The sequence below is a fragment of the Planococcus sp. BI3 genome (assembly GCF_056680115.1).
The window spans coordinates 2,347,705-2,362,858 of record NZ_CM155266.1 but is presented as its reverse complement, the minus strand read 5'-3'; the positions used below and the strand labels follow the sequence as shown (position 1 = coordinate 2,362,858).

Below are 15,154 nucleotides of genomic sequence, written 5' to 3'. Positions count from 1 at the left end.
GGGTGTCAATGTGGCGTTTATTGAAGTGAAAGGAATCACTAAAAAATTCGGTGGCCTGATAGCAGTCGACAATGTGGATTTTGAAATAGAGAAGGGCAAAATCACCGCCATCATCGGTCCAAACGGGGCGGGGAAATCCACTTTCTTCAATTTGATCAACGGGTTTCATAAGCCGACATCCGGCAGCATCCTATTTGAAGGAAAAGACATCACGAAAATACCGGTCCACAAAGGGGCCCACCTCGGGATTGCCAGAACGTTTCAAACGACACATTTATTTGAACAATCGACCGTCCTAGACAATGTCATCGTGGGGCATCGCTTGCGGACAAAATCGAATTTGTTCGATGCGGTGTTTCGAACGCGGCGGGAAAAAGAAGAGGAGAACAGGGCATACGAAAAAGCGATGGAGTCGTTGGAGTTTGTCGGGATGGCGCACTTAGCAGACACGCAGGTTTCGATTATCACACAAGAGGCGAAAAAAAGAGTGGCGATTGCCTTGGCTCTTGCAACGGGTCCAAAAGTGATGTTTCTCGATGAACCGGCTGCTGGCATCAACCCTGAAGAAACAGATGGGCTGGCTCAATTGATGAAAAAAATAGCGGCCAGCGGGATTACGGTTTGTACAATCGAACACAAGATGCAGATGATTATGGGGATGGCTGATAAAATCATGGTCTTGAATCAAGGGGCGAAAATTGCGGAAGGCACACCGGATGAAATAAAAAATAATCCTGTCGTCATTGAAGCTTATTTGGGGGGCGAAGCGATTGCTGAAGTTAATTGACGTAACAGTAAAGTTTGGTGCTTTCCAGGCACTCAGCAATATCGACATCGAAGTGCAGGAAGGGGAACTGGTGGTCCTGCTCGGAGCCAATGGAGCCGGCAAAAGCACAATCTTCAATGCCGTCAGCGGATTGAGTAAACCGGCATTGGGAGATATTCAATTTCTGGGTGGGAGCGTCAAAGGCAACTCTCCTGACCGGATGGTGAAATTAGGCGTTGTCCAGTGCCCGGAAGGAAAAAAACTTTTTCCGGATATGACCGTTCAGCAAAATTTGATGATGGGCGGATTTGTCCATCGCAGCAAAAAAGCGCAATTGAAAAGTTCATTGGAAGAAGTCTATGAGCTGTTTGGAATTTTGAGGGACAAAAAAGATGATTCAGCAGGCTCGTTAAGCGGAGGGCAGCAGCAGATGCTGGCGATCGGCCGGGCATTGATGTCCAAACCGAAGTTGATCATGCTGGATGAACCATCCATCGGGCTCGCTCCATTGATTGTAGAACAGATGTTTTCAATCATTCAAAAAATTAATAAGAGCGGAACAACGGTGCTGCTCGCAGAACAAAACGCCAATGCCGCTTTGAAAATTGCGGACCGCGGCTACGTGATTGAAAACGGAAGGGTCGTTTTAAAAGGAAGCAGTGCAGAACTGTTCAATAATGATGCCATCCGGAAAGCGTATATCGGCGCTTAAAGGATAAAATTCGAAATTAAAGGAGGTGAGACTCCGCTTCTCGGGTTGCTGAAATAAAAAAATTGGATAAAAGGGGAGATTATTTTATGCACTTATTAAAAAAAGGCTTGTTCGGCGGATTGCTATTTCTATTGATTTTAATTGTATCAGCTTGCGGAAACGAGGAAGCCTCAACAGAAGCAGGCAGCAGCTCGGGCAGTTCAGAAGGTTCAGGAGGTTCAGGTGGGGAAATCACTATCGGCTACAGCGGACCTTTAAGCGGACCTGCTGCAACGTACGGGGCAGAAACTTTAAAGGGATTGGAAATGGCTGTAAAAGATATTAATGAAGAAGGTGGAATCGAAGTGGACGGACAAAGTTATACATTTGCTGTTTCTACTTTGGATGATAAATACTTGCCGAACGAAACTGCGGCTAATGCTAAACGTCTGGTCCAGGAAGAAGATGCGAAATTCATCTACAGTCCGCATAGTGGTGGAATTTATGCCATGCAAGTATTTAATGAAATGGAAGATTTCGTTATTATGGGATACACCAGCGAACCGGGCGTAACGGACCAAGGGAATGCTTTGAATGTCCGGATTCCACCTCGTTACGACCAATATTTAGAGCCTTTTTCAGACTATGAAATGGAGCGTTTCGGCGAAAAGATCGCTTTTCTTCCAACGGCGAGCCAATATGGAAAAGACTGGTCTGAAATGCTTCAGCCGGTATGGGAAGAAAAAGGTGGAGAAGTGGTCTTTAATGAATCCATCGATTTCAGCAAAGATACAGATTTCCAAACCATCGTTTCTAATGCTTTAGAACAGGATCCGGATGTTATGTTTATCGGTGGTCCATCTGAGCCGACAGCCCTTGTTGCAAAACAGGCGCGTGACCTTGGATTTGAAGGTGGATTCCTGATCATGGACCAAGCGAAGCTGGATGAAATGGCTGCTGTGCTTGGCGGCGATTACAGTTTGCTTGAAGGAGCAATTTCGACAACGCCTCTGGTCAATTCGGAATTTCCTGGCACAGCTGAATACGTAGGGAAATACAAAGAAAATAACGACCGGGATCCAAGTGCGGAGTCTGCTTTCCACTATGTTTCCTTGTACGTATTGGCGGAAGCGATGAAAGCTGCAGGGTCGGTGGATGATACAAAAGCCATCATGGCAGCGATGGACGAAGGCGCCAAAAACCTTCCGGAAGACAAACAAGTATATATAATTCCTGAAGTCGGAGAAGATGGCGGCTTTGGGTCGATGCTCCGTGTTTCTTATATCGAGGATGGCAAACTGGTAGTGGTTGGTGAATAATGACGAATTTGGAAGAGAGTACATTCTGTACTCTCTTTGTTCTATATTTAGGAATGGAGGCAAAAGAAATGTTATAATACGACAAGACTTTTAAGATGAAGAAAGGCAGTGGGCTGCATGAAAAGCGAATTAATCAAACAAAGCATCAATCTTTTTGTAGAAAAAGGATTCAGTGCCACTTCTATACAAGATATCGTTGATACAATCGGCGTAACAAAAGGTTCTTTTTATTATCATTTCAAAAGCAAAGAAGCCCTTTTGATGGATATCCATTCGCATTATATCGATGATCTGTTAAGAAGGCAGAAGACTATTCTGGACACCGAGAAAAGCTATAAAGATAAATTAATGGCGATTGTTGAATTAATTGTTGGGGATATTGAGAAGCAGGGAGCAGTTGGCCGTGTATATTTCCGGGAAATCCGTCATTTAAAAGAAGACAACGCCGCCATAATCAGGCAAAAACGGGCCACTTTCAGGGACAATATCGAAATATTATTGGCCCAAGGCATTGAAGCGAATGAATTCAGAAAAGAGCTGCAGCCTAAAATAATTACATTTGCCATTTTAGGCATCACGAATTGGAGCTACCAATGGTTTAATCCAGAAGGCAGCTTATCGGTGAAGGAGCTTTCCGCCATGTATACGGATTTCATCTTGTATGGCATTCATTCTTCCGGTACCTCCAATTAAAAAACGAACCCCACTTCAGCGGCTGAAGTGGGGTTTTATTTACTCATGTTTCAGATTTCGGGCTTCCAACTCAAGCAAAAATCGTTTGAAAGCAAGTCCGCCCCTGTATCCGCTCATGGCGCCGTTCTTGCCGATGACACGATGGCATGGAACAGTGATGAGCAAAGGATTGGCGGCGATTGCTGTTGCTGCTGCCCGTACAGCTGTGGGTCTGCCCATGCGTTCGGCGATTTGGGAGTAAGAAAGGGTTTGTCCGTATGGTATTTCTTTTAATGCCTGCCAGGTTTGTTGTTGAAAAGGAGTTCCTTGTACATCAACCGGCAAAGAAAATGTTTGCTGTGACCCGGCCAAGTATGCAGTCAACTCTTGTTTATAGTTCTCCAGCAAGCTATCGTTTTTCTCGAGAGAGGCAGAAGGAAAGCGCTTTTGGAGATACGCCGTAAATTCTTCAAAGCTTTCACCCGGCGAGCCTATATAACACAAGCCTTTTTCAGTTTTGGCGATATAGAGTTTCCATTGGTTCTGTTCGATGATTGACCAATAGATCTGGTGACTGGCGACGGGCATGTCTTTTCATCCTTTCCTTTAAGTGATGCAGTCTTTTGTTTCTATCTTAACTAGCAAATGAGGTTTTATTCAAGGAAAGCCAAATGTGAAATTTTTGGAGACGCGGGGTTTTCCGTTTTAATGGCTGATATGCGGGAATAGGAAAATTAATAAAGAGAGGAGGGATTACGGTGGCAAAAGATAAAAATTTAGAAGAATTAAAGCAAAAACAGTTGGAAAAGGAATTGAGAGAACAGGAAAAGGACATGGAGATGACAGACAGCGGACGGATCCCAAACCTGCAGGATGATCTGGACGATAAGGAAGAACAGGAAAAGCAATAACAGCTTAAACGATTTCCCGCATTTCGGTTTCGACCGGAGTGCGGGTTTTTCGTGGAGAGGCATGTTAATATAGACATTATCAAAACGCAAAGAGAGAGTGGTTTATATGTTTAATTCTTTAACCGAATTAATGGAAGAGAAAAAGCTGACAGACAAGCGCTCGATTCCCTGGAATCAGATTTGCCAGGAAGAGCGTTTATCGGAAAAATTCATCAAAGAAAATCTTGATCAAGTAAATTGGAAACTGATTTCAGGGCATCAGGAATTATCGGAGGGCTTTATCCGGAAGTATAGAAACCGTTTGTTCTGGGATGAAATCATTAAAACGCAAAAGCTCTCTGAAACTTTCATCGAAAAATATGCAGACAAAAAGAAATGGCATCCTATCGCTAAAGAAGAGCTGAGCAAAAAGCAGCAAAAGACGTTTGAAAAAGAAAGCAGACCATTTGACGCGACGGAATATTGGAAGTTTGTCTCGATGAAGCAGCAGCTGGCCAACTCTAAAGGGCTGTCACCAGTGTTTATCGAAAAGCACCAGGACAAATTGGCTTGGGAAGAGCTGTGCCGCTATCAGTATTTGCCGATGCCATTGATCCATCGCCACGCCCGCCAGGTGGACTGGACATTGGTGACGCGCCATCAAATTCTTTCTGAACGTTTTATCGAGAAGTACAGCAATGACGTAGAATGGGAAACCATTACGTTTCATCAGTCCTTGTCCGAACGATTCATCACCCGTCACCAGGATAAAATGAGCTTTATTTCAGCAGAACAAGGACGTTCCGAGGCCTTTCTCTATACTCATTTCAACAAGCTGGATGCCGCGTCGATTCTGGAGAATCAGCAGTTGAAAGAAGTGAAAAAGTACGAGCCGCTGGATGTTTATGTACTGACCAAGAATGACCAGAAAAAATACATTCTGAAATTCCATGATGTTGCTGGAAATTTAGAGCCGGTACGAAAAGTCGATGAAGAAGAACTGTATGAACAGCTGGAGGAAAATGATTTGTTGGCAACCGTTGAGGAGGACTTCCCGGAACTGCTGATTATCGGTGATTTGCGGTTCTGATATTTTTAGGTGAAGTGTCACGTAAGGATTGCCGGCCTGGTTTTAAGCGCGCTAAAAGTGGAAGCAGCCGGTAGAAAGTTTTTTGTTTTAGCGAAAAACAGAGTATACTGAATAAAAAATTGAAAGTTGGGATTCTATTCATGGCGTTTACGGATTTATCAATTGCGAGCAGAGCGACGATCCAGCCCATTCTGGAAATTGCAGAACAGGCCGGCATCCCAAAGGAAGCCTTGGAATTATACGGAAACTTTAAAGCGAAAATCAATGTGGACCAATTGCCGCCTATTCAAAAAATGGGGCAAGTGGTGCTCGTGACAGCAATCAGCCCGACGCCTGCTGGAGAAGGGAAGTCTACTGTAACCGTAGGGTTGGCAGATGCTTTCAAACAGTTGGACCAATCGGTGGCAGTGGCGCTGCGCGAACCGTCTTTAGGCCCGGTCATGGGTATGAAAGGTGGAGCTACAGGCGGTGGATTTGCACAAGTCCTGCCGATGGAAGACATCAATTTGCATTTCACGGGGGATATCCATGCCATCACTTCAGCGAATAACGCATTGGCTGCGTTGATTGATAATCATCTCCATCAAGGAAATCTCTTGAATATCGATCCACGCCGCATTACATGGAAACGCGCGCTGGATATTAATGACCGTGCGCTTCGCCATATAACAATCGGTCTTGGCGGACCTGGGCAAGGTGTGCCGCGCGAGGATGGCTTCGACATTACGGTAGCTTCGGAAATTATGGCAGTTCTTTGTTTAGCCACTTCCTTGGCAGATTTGAAAGAGCGCCTTGCACAGATGGTCATCGGTTACACATACGATAGAAATCCAATCACAGTAAGAGACCTTGGAGTGGAAGGTGCTTTGACTTTATTGCTGAAAGATGCGTTCAAGCCGAACCTGGTTCAGACGATTGAAGGAACCCCCGCCATCATCCACGGGGGTCCATTCGCGAACATCGCCCATGGCTGCAACTCGTTGATTGCGACGAATACGGCAAGAAGAATTGCAGATATTGTAGTCACAGAAGCAGGATTCGGAGCCGATTTAGGCGCAGAGAAATTTATGCACATCAAGTCAAGAAAAGGCGGCTTCCATCCGGATGCGGTTGTCATTGTGGCGACTGTCCGTGCGCTTAAAATGCATGGTGGTGTGGCGAAAAATCTATTGGCGGAAGAAAATGCGGATGCGGTCAAACGCGGCATGGTCAATTTAGCGAAGCATGTGGATACGATCCGCCAATTCGGCATCGAGCCGGTTGTGGCGCTGAACCGCTTTTCCGGAGACAGTGAAGCGGAATTGGCAACAGTGCTGGAGTGGGCAGAAACAGAAGGCGTTGCGATTGCCATGACGGAAGTCTGGGAAAAAGGCGGACAGGGCGGCATTGCCTTGGCCAAACTGGTCAAAGAGGAGTTGCAGCGTCCGACGGATTTCCATCACCTTTACAAGGAAGACGATTCAATCGAAGACAAACTTCGCACCATCGTTCAAAAAGTTTATGGTGGAGCGGACATCCAATTATCGGATTTTGCGCAAAAACAGCTGGTTGAATTGAAGAAATACGGGTGGGATTCCCTGCCGATCTGCATGGCGAAAACACAGTACTCCTTATCGGATCAGCCTAAATTGCTGGGTCGTCCTGAAGGATTCACCATCACGATCCGGGAAATTATTCCGAAACTGGGTGCAGGTTTTCTGGTTTGCCTGACGGGCGACATCATGACTATGCCAGGCCTTCCCAAACAGCCGGCCGCTTTGAATATGGACGTGGCTGCTGATGGAAAAGCTATTGGTTTATTTTAAGGATAAAAGACTCGGGCGAAAGCTCCGGGTCTTTATTTTTGTTCAATCGATGAAAGGATGAGCCGTTTTCTTAATTTAACTTAATAATCAGATAAAATAGGGTTATTCCTGTAGATGAATGATAGAATATAGGGAGCGAAGCATCATCAGTAAGGGGAGAAGATAATGACAGCAACCATTGTTGACAGTATTTATGGAAAGCTGCGGGGCCAGCAACAGGGCAATGCTACTGTCTGGAAAGGCATTCCTTATGCAAAGCCGCCTATTGGCGATCGGCGTTTTCGTGCACCGCAGCCGCCAGAGCCATGGACGGAAGTGCGGGATGCTCTCCTATTCGCGCCATCAGCTATACAGGCCGGTAATGGCATTATCGATTTTTTAGCCAATCAGGAAGACAATACCAGTGAGGATTGCCTTTACTTGAATGTCTGGACGCCGTCTGCAGATAATAGGCGCCGCCCGGTCATGGTATGGATTCATGGTGGCGCTTTTACTGTGGGTTCAGGATCGGGACAACTATACGATGGCCATTCTTTTGCAGCTGAAGGCGATGTTGTCGTTGTCACATTCAATTACCGCCTAGGGGCTCTCGGCTTTTTGCATCTCGGAGACATTGGCGGGGATGATTTTTCAGGATCCTGCAATTGCGGCATTCTGGACCAGATTGCTGCGCTTCAATGGGTTCAGGACAATATCGGGAAATTTGGCGGCGATCCGGAGCGTGTAACGGTTTTCGGTGAATCTGCAGGGGCCATGAGCATCGGTGTTCTTATGGCGGTGCCGAAAGCGAAAGGCTTGTTTCACCAGGCGATCATGCAAAGCGGCGCGGCAGCAAACGTCCTCAGTTCATCCATTGCAGAAAAAGTCAGCAGCCGTCTTTTGGCTGCGTTGAAAATCGGACATGGCGAAGTGGATAAAATCAGGCAGATTCCAGCTCAGCAGCTGGTGGATACAGCTTCTTTATTGCCGGCGATGAGTCTGGTTCCCGTGGTCGAAGGCGACTTGCTTCCTGTTCATCCAGAGCAGGCACTAGCAGAAGGGGCAGCAAAAGGGATTCCGGTGCTGATCGGTACCAATAAAGATGAATACCGGCTTTTCAGCTTTTTTGATCCCCGGTGGAAGAATGGAGATACAGAAGAGATTTCTTCGATTTTTGAACATGCATTCGGCCTTAATTGGCAGGGGATTTCACAATACCTGATTAACGGGGAAGAGCTGAATCAGAACATCTACGATAAGTTGATGACCATGAGCCTGTTTACATTTCCGGCATTAAAACTTGCAGAATTGCAGGTCGAGCAGGGTGCGCCAGTGTGGATGTACCGGTTTGATTGGGAGACGCCTGTCTTTGATGGAGAGCTGAAGGCCTGCCATAGCTTGGAGCTGCCGTTTGTCTGGAATACAATCTCAAAAGCAGGAGCCGAACGGTTAACGGGCGCTTCAAAGGAACGAAAGAAATTGGCGGAAGAAATGCACCGTTCCTGGATCCGGTTTGCCAGAAGCGGCAATCCGAATACGCCTCAGCTGCCTGAGTGGCGGGCGTATAATCTCAAACACCGGCCCGTCATGATTTTTAATCGTGAGAACGTACTCGTCCACGATCCGAATAGTGGAGAGCGGAAAAAGTGGGAAGATCTCATGGCGCATTTAGAAAAATCCCGCTGACAGCAGAAACCGACGGGAGGAACAAATATGGACTGCCGAATTACGGTCACGGATTTTATTGAACAGGAAACGGCGATTTACATAAAAGTTGAAGTTTATGATCATCAAAACGAACAAGGATATCAAGAAGAGCTGCGATTTCTGGGAGAGCTCTTGTATGGCGATTTGATCCATCCCAAAAGATCTCCTTTAACAGAAGAATGCCGACTGGAGACCATTGTTTACCTGAAACAATTTTTTGGACGTTAATGCAAGCTGGGCTATGGAATTCGCCTGTCGATCGTCTATAAAAAAACGATTTTTTATAAGAAGTATCCAGCCACCACAAGTTATTGAAAGGAGAGATCCGGATGAAATTCCATTCCACACGCCAACAGCGGACATCTTTAAGTTTAACCGTCTACAACGATGGATTTGGCTTGGTCAAAGAGACGCGGATAATTCCAGGGAACAAAGAGATAAGTGAAGTCCAATTTATGGATGTCGCTTCAGGAATCGAAGCGGATTCCGTCTTGATTCGCGGCCTCCATGTGCTGGAGCAAAGCTATGATGGCGACTTGATCAGCAAAGAAAAACTCTTGGAAAAGTACCTTGATGAAGTGATAACTGTGAGAAATGCAGAGCTGGATGAAGAAATGGAAATCCGTTTGCTTAGCGTTTCGGGAAGTATTATCGGCCAACGCATTGATACGGAAGAAATAGTTATCGATCCAATTGGACAGCTGATCCTTCCTGCTTTGCCTGCAGGGCTATTGACGGAACCCGCCTTGGTCTGGGAAATAGCGCCCATTGAAAGGGATGCCGAAGCAAAAGTTTCCTACTTGGCGCAGGGGGTGGAATGGCAGGCGAATTATGTTGCGGAAATCTGTGATTCCCGGCTGACTCTTACGGGATGGATCCAACTTTCCAATAATAGCGGCATGGATTTTTACAATAGCCGGCTCAAGCTGGCTGCTGGAAAGGTCAATCGATACAGAAACATCCATCCTTTGAATGCAGAGGCCAGGCTGTTTGCCAAAGCAGAGGATTCGAGTTCTTTTTCCGAAGAACATAGCTTTGCTGATTACCATACGCACAGCGTTGATCGTCCCGTTTCCATTTTACATGGACAGAAAAAGCAAATCAGTTTCCTGAAAATACAGGATGCAGCTTTTCGGAAGCTGTATAAGGTGGAAGCCGGAAGCAAACAGGCGAAGGTTATCATGGAATTTGATAACACCAATGCCAATAAACTCGGGATTTCCTTGCCTAAAGGAATTCTTAAAGTATACGAGCAGGACCGCGACGGTGAAATGGAGTTTATCGGAGAGAATGCCATCAGCCAGACTGCAGCCCAACAAAAAGTATCTTTGCTTATCGGAGAAGCTTTTGAGATTGTCAGCAAAAGCTGGGAGAAAAAGCGGGACAGACGCGGGAATTTTGATTACGTGACGTATGTTTATAAGCTGCAGAACCAAAAATCGGAATATGTACGGATCGAAGTCAACCATCAAATTTCCGAACGGATCTGGCAGATGGAATCATCCACCCATGACTACGAATTAAAGAAGTCAGACGCACTGGAGTTTCGTGTCCACATACCTGCAGGGAAACTTGTAGAGCTGGAATTCACTTATAAAGTGGATCGGACCGCCGATGAGCGCATCAAATGAATTGGAACGAGGTCCTTATCTCGTTCTTTTTTTGCTTTTAGTCGAGAAGGCGTAGATGTTGGTTGAGCTGTTCCCCGAGTACGACGACCGCCTCTTTCTGGAAGTCTGTCGAATGAATTTCCTGTTGCTGGTGCTGTTTTTTCGATTCTTTGTTAGAATAAAGTTAATAGAATCACCACTTTATGGATAAAGGGGAATTGCTGACATGTTTAAAAAAATGGCTTCTGAAGCGCTCGGTTTATCGGATATCGGAAAAATAATTGATCCTCAGGACTTCGACAAAACGGATTCTGATGATTATGTCATGAATGAAGATGGAGAAAAAATCTATTTTCTGATCAAAACGAAAGCGGACGAATATTGCTTCACTAACCTGGCCATCATCCATGTTGATGGTGAAAGCGCGATGTCTTCTAAACGGACATTGAGACGTTATCCGTATTCCCAGTACAACATCTCAAGTGTGGTTCTTGAAACGGCCGGTAAGATTGATTTGGACGTAGAACTCGCTTTTACTGTAGGGTCTATTCCTTTTAAAATTGATGTCCAAAAACAGCAGGTGCATCGTTTAACAGATCTTTATAAATCGCTGTTGAGAATCGCTGAAAATACCCATGAAAATTCAATTATCATCAATATGGCCAACGACAGCCTGGAGAAGGCAGTGGCCGTACTGCAGAATTCAAGAGCGGGTGATGTGAAATTGGATGAGCAGTACTCGAAGCTGACGGATTTTGGGTTTACATGGATGACTTCTGTCCGCAACCAATACCATGTTAAAGACTTTGGGGATGTATTTGAAAAGTACATCAACAATTAAGAATGAAAAGATGGATGCCGGATCGGTGCCATCTTTTTTTGTGAATTTTTGTCGGATCATGCAATAATCACAGACTGAAAAGAGTGCCGATAAAAAAGAAGGAGGAAGCGTATGTATAAAACGATATTGACGCCGAGGGTTTCAGAGACAGATGCAGTTGGGCACATCAACAATACGACATTGCCGGTATGGTTTGAAGCAGCCAGAAATCCCTTATTTTCCTTGTTTACACCTGACCATGATTTTGCGAAATGGAAAATGGTCATCGTCAAAACCACCCTGGAATTCACTGGGCAAATCTATTTTGGACAGGATGTGGAAGTGAAAGTTTGGGTGAAGAGGATCGGCAGCAGCAGCCTAGAACTGTATGAAGAACTTTATCAGGATAATAATATTTGTGCTCGCAATACAGCGGTGTATGTGAACTATAACTTGGATAAGAAAAAATCGGAAAAAATTCCGGAAGGCATTCGTATAGAGCTCGCCAAGCATTTATGGGAAGAACACGAAGCGGAATCCCGGATGAAATCTGAATAAATGGAATATTTTTTTTGCTGAAGGCTCTCTTGAAAAGCAGGAACAGCGTGCTATAATAAGACCATTCAAATACGATTCACTCATATAATAGCGGGAATATGGCCCGCAAGTTTCTACCGGTTTGCCGTAAACAAACTGACTATGAGAAGCAACGAAACAGTCGAATTGCGCCTTTTGGGGCGTATATTCTTTTTGTTTCCTTTCGAATTCAAGCTCGAAGGACATTGCTCCACTCATGGTATGAATGGATGCACGTTCTGAGGGCTTTTTTTCATGCCTTCAGCCGTGACAGAAGAGGAGCTGACAGCATGAAAAAATTGCAGGATAAGATTTTATCGGACGGCAAAGTTTTGTCGGAATCGGTATTAAAAGTAGATTCTTTTTTAAACCATCAGATTGATCCACCGCTAATGCAGGCGATTGGAGATGAGTTTGCTTCACGCTTTAAGGAAGACGGTATCACAAAAATTTTAACCTTAGAATCTTCGGGGATCGCACCGGCAATGATGACAGGCTTAGTTCTGGGTGTACCTGCGGTATTTGCCAGAAAGCGCAAGTCACTGACATTGGTCGATCATTTATACACGGCAAGCGTCCATTCGTACACCAAGAATGAAACCAATGAAATTTCCGTGTCAAAAGATTTTCTCGGAGAAGATGACGTCGTGCTGGTCATGGATGATTTTCTGGCAAACGGACAGGCGGCATTAGGGTTATTGGATATTGTGGAACAAGCGGGCGCCAAATTGGCCGGCATCGGAATCGTCATCGAGAAAGGGTTCCAGCCGGGCGGCAGTTTACTCCGCGAGCGTGGCATTCGTATTGAAACATTAGCCAATATTTCGTCTTTGGAAAATGGGCAAGTGACATTTTTTGAGGAGGCGAAAAATCAATGAAAAAAACACTGGGTGAAACGGCTTTAGGGTTTCAGCATGTATTGGCCATGTACGCAGGGGCAGTATTGGTACCGCTGATCGTCGGAGAAGCACTTGGGCTGACGCCGGAACAATTGACGTATCTGGTTGCAATCGATATTTTATTGTGCGGGGTAGCGACAATTCTTCAAATCGTCAGCAACCGTTTCTTCGGCATCGGACTCCCGGTAGTGCTTGGTTGTACGTTTACTGCGGTTGGACCGATGATTGCCATCGGTGGGCAGTACGGCATTTCCGCTATTTACGGGGCGATTCTTGTTTCCGGGGTATTTGTCGTTTTAATCAGTGGGTTTTTCGGCAGTCTGGTCCGTTTCTTCCCGCCTGTCGTCACAGGGACCGTCGTGACCATTATCGGTATTACACTTATTCCGGTGGCCATCAACAATATGGGAGGCGGGCAGGGAGCCAGTGATTTCGGTTCGCTTACCAATATCGGCCTGTCTTTCGGCACTCTTTTATTCATCGTCTTCATGTACCGGTTTACCACCGGGTTTCTGAGAGCCATTTCCATCCTGTTGGGATTGATTGTTGGAACAGTCGCTGCTGCTTTTTATGGGAAAGTCGATGTTTCTCCTATCGCAAATGCTTCGTATTTCCATATGGTCGAACCTTTTTACTTCGGAACGCCGACTTTTGAATGGCCTGCCATCCTGACAATGATCTTAGTGGCGATGGTGTCGTTGGTTGAATCGACCGGCGTATACTTTGCACTTGGAGATATTACGAAAAAGAAACTCAAGGAAAAAGATCTGGCGAAAGGGTACCGGGCGGAAGGCTTGGCCATCGTACTTGGGGGGATATTCAACTCCTTCCCGTATACAGCATTTTCGCAAAACGTAGGGCTGATCCAGATGTCCGGCGTCAAATCACGGAAAATCATCCTGATTGCAGGAATTATGCTGATTACACTTGGGTTTGTCCCGAAAATCGCTGCTGTGACAACGATCATCCCACCTTCAGTTCTTGGGGGAGCTATGATTGCGATGTTCGGCATGGTCATTGCGCAGGGCATAAAAATGCTGAGTACCATCATCACCGATTCTCAGGAAAACTCTATGATCATTGCCTGTGCTGTTGGAATCGGGCTTGGTGTTACGGTAGTTCCTGAATTATTCGTTCAGTTGCCTTCAAGCATACAAATTTTGACAAGCAATGGCATCGTAGCAGGGAGTGTTACAGCCATCGTCTTGAATATACTGTTCAACATGCTGCCTTCTAAAAAGAGACAGCGCGCAACTGCAGTTGTGAAGGAAAGCGCAATAAATCAAGGATAAAATAAAAACGAGCCAGCCGCTTATCTGCGGTTGGCTCGTTTTATGTTATTCACTGTGAACGGAAAGGAATTGCAAGGTTTTTTCAAGCGTATCCCGGGCGTCCGACGAACTCAAATCGTATTGGTATTCATGCTTCAGATTTTTCTGGGTGCCTTGGAAAAAGACGGAACTGACTTGTACTTCATTGGTTTTTAGAATATCAACCAGTTCAACAGATTGGGAAACGAACGGGTCCGCGTCGCCGACTGTTATGAAAACGGGCGGGAAGTCAGGGTTGATATGCTGGACGGTGGAAAGCTCATCAAGTTTTGGAAACGATTCGAACGGCTCAACACCTGTGTAGGCTGTAAGAAAAAGGTCGATATTCGGAAAAGCAGTGGCTCGGACTGTATCCAAGTTATACAACCCACACAATAACAAGGCTCCTTGAAGCTGGCTATTGGCGATGGCAGGCTGAATCGCCATGGTTTCGGCCAGTTTCACATTTGAAACAAGAGCAGCAACCTGGCTGGCAATCTGTGCACCCGCAGAATCTCCTCCTATGAAGACCCTTTCCATGTCACCGCCATATTCAGCAGCGTGAAGCTGCATATATGCAAGCGCCTGGTTAGCCTGCAGCACCGGGCCTGGATAGAGACTTTCTGGAGCCAAGGCGTAATCAATATTTGCCACCACATAGCCAGCCGCCGCCAAAGCCATGGCATAATCCTGGCGGCTGTCTTTGGATCCCCCAACATAGCCGCCTCCATGAATCCACAAAATGACCGGCATCAGAGTGGTTGCATCTTTAGGATGATAAATATCCAAAAAGCTATTTTTTTGATCACTGTAGGTTATATTTTTTATGATCTTGACCCGCTCATTGATTTCATTGATATCAGGCGGAGGGCTAAAAGCAGCAGAACCCGAGATTTGTATAGATGCTGAAGCATCGGGAGAAGAGTTAATTTCCTCGAAAACGGTTATAACAAATAAGAGGGCAATTAGTGAAAAAGGAATCATCCATCTTTTTTGAATCCAGCGTGCAGTTCGAGTTTC

At 45.6% G+C, this 15,154-nt stretch carries 16 protein-coding genes and 1 riboswitch; of the genes, 14 read left to right on the top strand and 2 right to left on the bottom strand.

Annotated elements, in window-relative coordinates; all coding sequences use genetic code 11:
* Window positions 1-10: 10 nt before the first annotated feature.
* The 4 genes from AC1MEO_RS11780 to AC1MEO_RS11765 all read left to right on the top strand — a co-directional run bounded on the left by AC1MEO_RS11780 (window position 11) and on the right by AC1MEO_RS11765 (window position 3,469).
* Complete coding sequence (locus tag AC1MEO_RS11780; RefSeq protein WP_480330636.1) at window positions 11-787, top strand: ABC transporter ATP-binding protein; 777 nt, start codon at window positions 11-13, stop codon at window positions 785-787.
* A complete protein-coding gene (locus tag AC1MEO_RS11775) occupies window positions 771-1,478 on the top strand; it encodes an ABC transporter ATP-binding protein (RefSeq protein ID WP_480330634.1) in 708 nt (235 codons plus the stop codon). Before AC1MEO_RS11780 ends, AC1MEO_RS11775 begins: the two co-directional genes overlap by 17 nt.
* A gap of 86 nt (window positions 1,479-1,564) precedes the next feature.
* Window positions 1,565-2,776 (top strand): ABC transporter substrate-binding protein, encoded by a 1,212-nt coding sequence (locus tag AC1MEO_RS11770; RefSeq protein WP_480330632.1) that lies wholly within the window; start codon window positions 1,565-1,567, stop codon window positions 2,774-2,776.
* 117 nt (window positions 2,777-2,893) lie between these two features.
* Window positions 2,894-3,469 (top strand): TetR/AcrR family transcriptional regulator, encoded by a 576-nt coding sequence (locus tag AC1MEO_RS11765; RefSeq protein WP_480330630.1) that lies wholly within the window; start codon window positions 2,894-2,896, stop codon window positions 3,467-3,469.
* Between the two features lie 39 nt (window positions 3,470-3,508).
* Here the strand turns inward: AC1MEO_RS11765 and AC1MEO_RS11760 are convergent, their stop codons facing one another.
* Window positions 3,509-4,036 (bottom strand): methylated-DNA--[protein]-cysteine S-methyltransferase, encoded by a 528-nt coding sequence (locus tag AC1MEO_RS11760; RefSeq protein WP_480330628.1) that lies wholly within the window; start codon window positions 4,034-4,036, stop codon window positions 3,509-3,511.
* A gap of 170 nt (window positions 4,037-4,206) precedes the next feature.
* Here AC1MEO_RS11760 and AC1MEO_RS11755 point away from each other — a divergent pair, with 170 nt between their 5' ends.
* From AC1MEO_RS11755 to AC1MEO_RS11710, 10 genes are all read left to right on the top strand, one after another.
* On the top strand, window positions 4,207-4,359 hold the full coding sequence (locus AC1MEO_RS11755) for a hypothetical protein (protein WP_480330626.1): 153 nt from the start codon (window positions 4,207-4,209) through the stop codon (window positions 4,357-4,359).
* A 106-nt stretch (window positions 4,360-4,465) separates the two neighbouring features.
* Window positions 4,466-5,428 (top strand): hypothetical protein, encoded by a 963-nt coding sequence (locus AC1MEO_RS11750; protein WP_480330624.1) that lies wholly within the window; start codon window positions 4,466-4,468, stop codon window positions 5,426-5,428.
* A 140-nt stretch (window positions 5,429-5,568) separates the two neighbouring features.
* On the top strand, window positions 5,569-7,233 hold the full coding sequence (locus tag AC1MEO_RS11745; protein WP_480330622.1) for a formate--tetrahydrofolate ligase: 1,665 nt from the start codon (window positions 5,569-5,571) through the stop codon (window positions 7,231-7,233).
* A gap of 165 nt (window positions 7,234-7,398) precedes the next feature.
* Entirely contained in the window at window positions 7,399-8,898 is a 1,500-nt protein-coding gene (locus AC1MEO_RS11740) for a carboxylesterase/lipase family protein (protein ID WP_480330620.1), read from the top strand.
* Between the two features lie 27 nt (window positions 8,899-8,925).
* Entirely contained in the window at window positions 8,926-9,147 is a 222-nt protein-coding gene (locus AC1MEO_RS11735) for a hypothetical protein (protein ID WP_480330618.1), read from the top strand.
* Window positions 9,148-9,248: 101 nt separating this feature from the next.
* Window positions 9,249-10,550 carry a DUF4139 domain-containing protein gene (locus tag AC1MEO_RS11730; RefSeq protein WP_480330616.1) on the top strand — a complete coding sequence of 434 codons (1,302 nt, stop codon included), beginning with the start codon at window positions 9,249-9,251 and terminating at the stop codon, window positions 10,548-10,550.
* Window positions 10,551-10,755: 205 nt separating this feature from the next.
* Window positions 10,756-11,370: a PH domain-containing protein gene (locus AC1MEO_RS11725; RefSeq protein WP_480330614.1), complete on the top strand. Its 615-nt coding sequence runs from the start codon at window positions 10,756-10,758 to the stop codon at window positions 11,368-11,370.
* A 111-nt stretch (window positions 11,371-11,481) separates the two neighbouring features.
* A complete protein-coding gene (locus tag AC1MEO_RS11720; RefSeq protein WP_480330612.1) occupies window positions 11,482-11,907 on the top strand; it encodes an acyl-CoA thioesterase in 426 nt (141 codons plus the stop codon).
* 60 nt (window positions 11,908-11,967) lie between these two features.
* Window positions 11,968-12,069: riboswitch (purine riboswitch) on the top strand.
* A gap of 146 nt (window positions 12,070-12,215) precedes the next feature.
* Complete coding sequence (locus AC1MEO_RS11715; RefSeq protein WP_480330610.1) at window positions 12,216-12,803, top strand: xanthine phosphoribosyltransferase; 588 nt, start codon at window positions 12,216-12,218, stop codon at window positions 12,801-12,803.
* Window positions 12,800-14,116, top strand: coding sequence for a nucleobase:cation symporter-2 family protein (locus AC1MEO_RS11710; RefSeq protein ID WP_480330608.1), 1,317 nt, complete (start codon window positions 12,800-12,802; stop codon window positions 14,114-14,116). The genes AC1MEO_RS11715 and AC1MEO_RS11710 overlap by 4 nt, the downstream gene beginning before the upstream one ends.
* A gap of 45 nt (window positions 14,117-14,161) precedes the next feature.
* Here the strand turns inward: AC1MEO_RS11710 and AC1MEO_RS11705 are convergent, their stop codons facing one another.
* Entirely contained in the window at window positions 14,162-15,118 is a 957-nt protein-coding gene (locus AC1MEO_RS11705) for an alpha/beta hydrolase (protein WP_480330606.1), read from the bottom strand.
* Window positions 15,119-15,154: the final 36 nt, after the last annotated feature.

Bases quoted from the DNA above. Each gene is read 5' to 3' on its own strand.
- AC1MEO_RS11740 (WP_480330620.1), top strand. From the start codon at position 7,399: ATGACAGCAACCATTGTTGACAGTATTTATGGAAAGCTGCGGGGCCAG.
- AC1MEO_RS11760 (WP_480330628.1), bottom strand. From the start codon at position 4,036: ATGCCCGTCGCCAGTCACCAGATCTATTGGTCAATCATCGAACAGAAC.
- AC1MEO_RS11750 (WP_480330624.1), top strand. From the start codon at position 4,466: ATGTTTAATTCTTTAACCGAATTAATGGAAGAGAAAAAGCTGACAGAC.
- AC1MEO_RS11735 (WP_480330618.1), top strand. From the start codon at position 8,926: ATGGACTGCCGAATTACGGTCACGGATTTTATTGAACAGGAAACGGCG.
- AC1MEO_RS11715 (WP_480330610.1), top strand. From the start codon at position 12,216: ATGAAAAAATTGCAGGATAAGATTTTATCGGACGGCAAAGTTTTGTCG.
- AC1MEO_RS11710 (WP_480330608.1), top strand. From the start codon at position 12,800: ATGAAAAAAACACTGGGTGAAACGGCTTTAGGGTTTCAGCATGTATTG.
- AC1MEO_RS11720 (WP_480330612.1), top strand. From the start codon at position 11,482: ATGTATAAAACGATATTGACGCCGAGGGTTTCAGAGACAGATGCAGTT.
- AC1MEO_RS11765 (WP_480330630.1), top strand. From the start codon at position 2,894: ATGAAAAGCGAATTAATCAAACAAAGCATCAATCTTTTTGTAGAAAAA.
- AC1MEO_RS11705 (WP_480330606.1), bottom strand. From the start codon at position 15,118: ATGATTCCTTTTTCACTAATTGCCCTCTTATTTGTTATAACCGTTTTC.
- AC1MEO_RS11770 (WP_480330632.1), top strand. From the start codon at position 1,565: ATGCACTTATTAAAAAAAGGCTTGTTCGGCGGATTGCTATTTCTATTG.
- AC1MEO_RS11730 (WP_480330616.1), top strand. From the start codon at position 9,249: ATGAAATTCCATTCCACACGCCAACAGCGGACATCTTTAAGTTTAACC.
- AC1MEO_RS11725 (WP_480330614.1), top strand. From the start codon at position 10,756: ATGTTTAAAAAAATGGCTTCTGAAGCGCTCGGTTTATCGGATATCGGA.
- AC1MEO_RS11745 (WP_480330622.1), top strand. From the start codon at position 5,569: ATGGCGTTTACGGATTTATCAATTGCGAGCAGAGCGACGATCCAGCCC.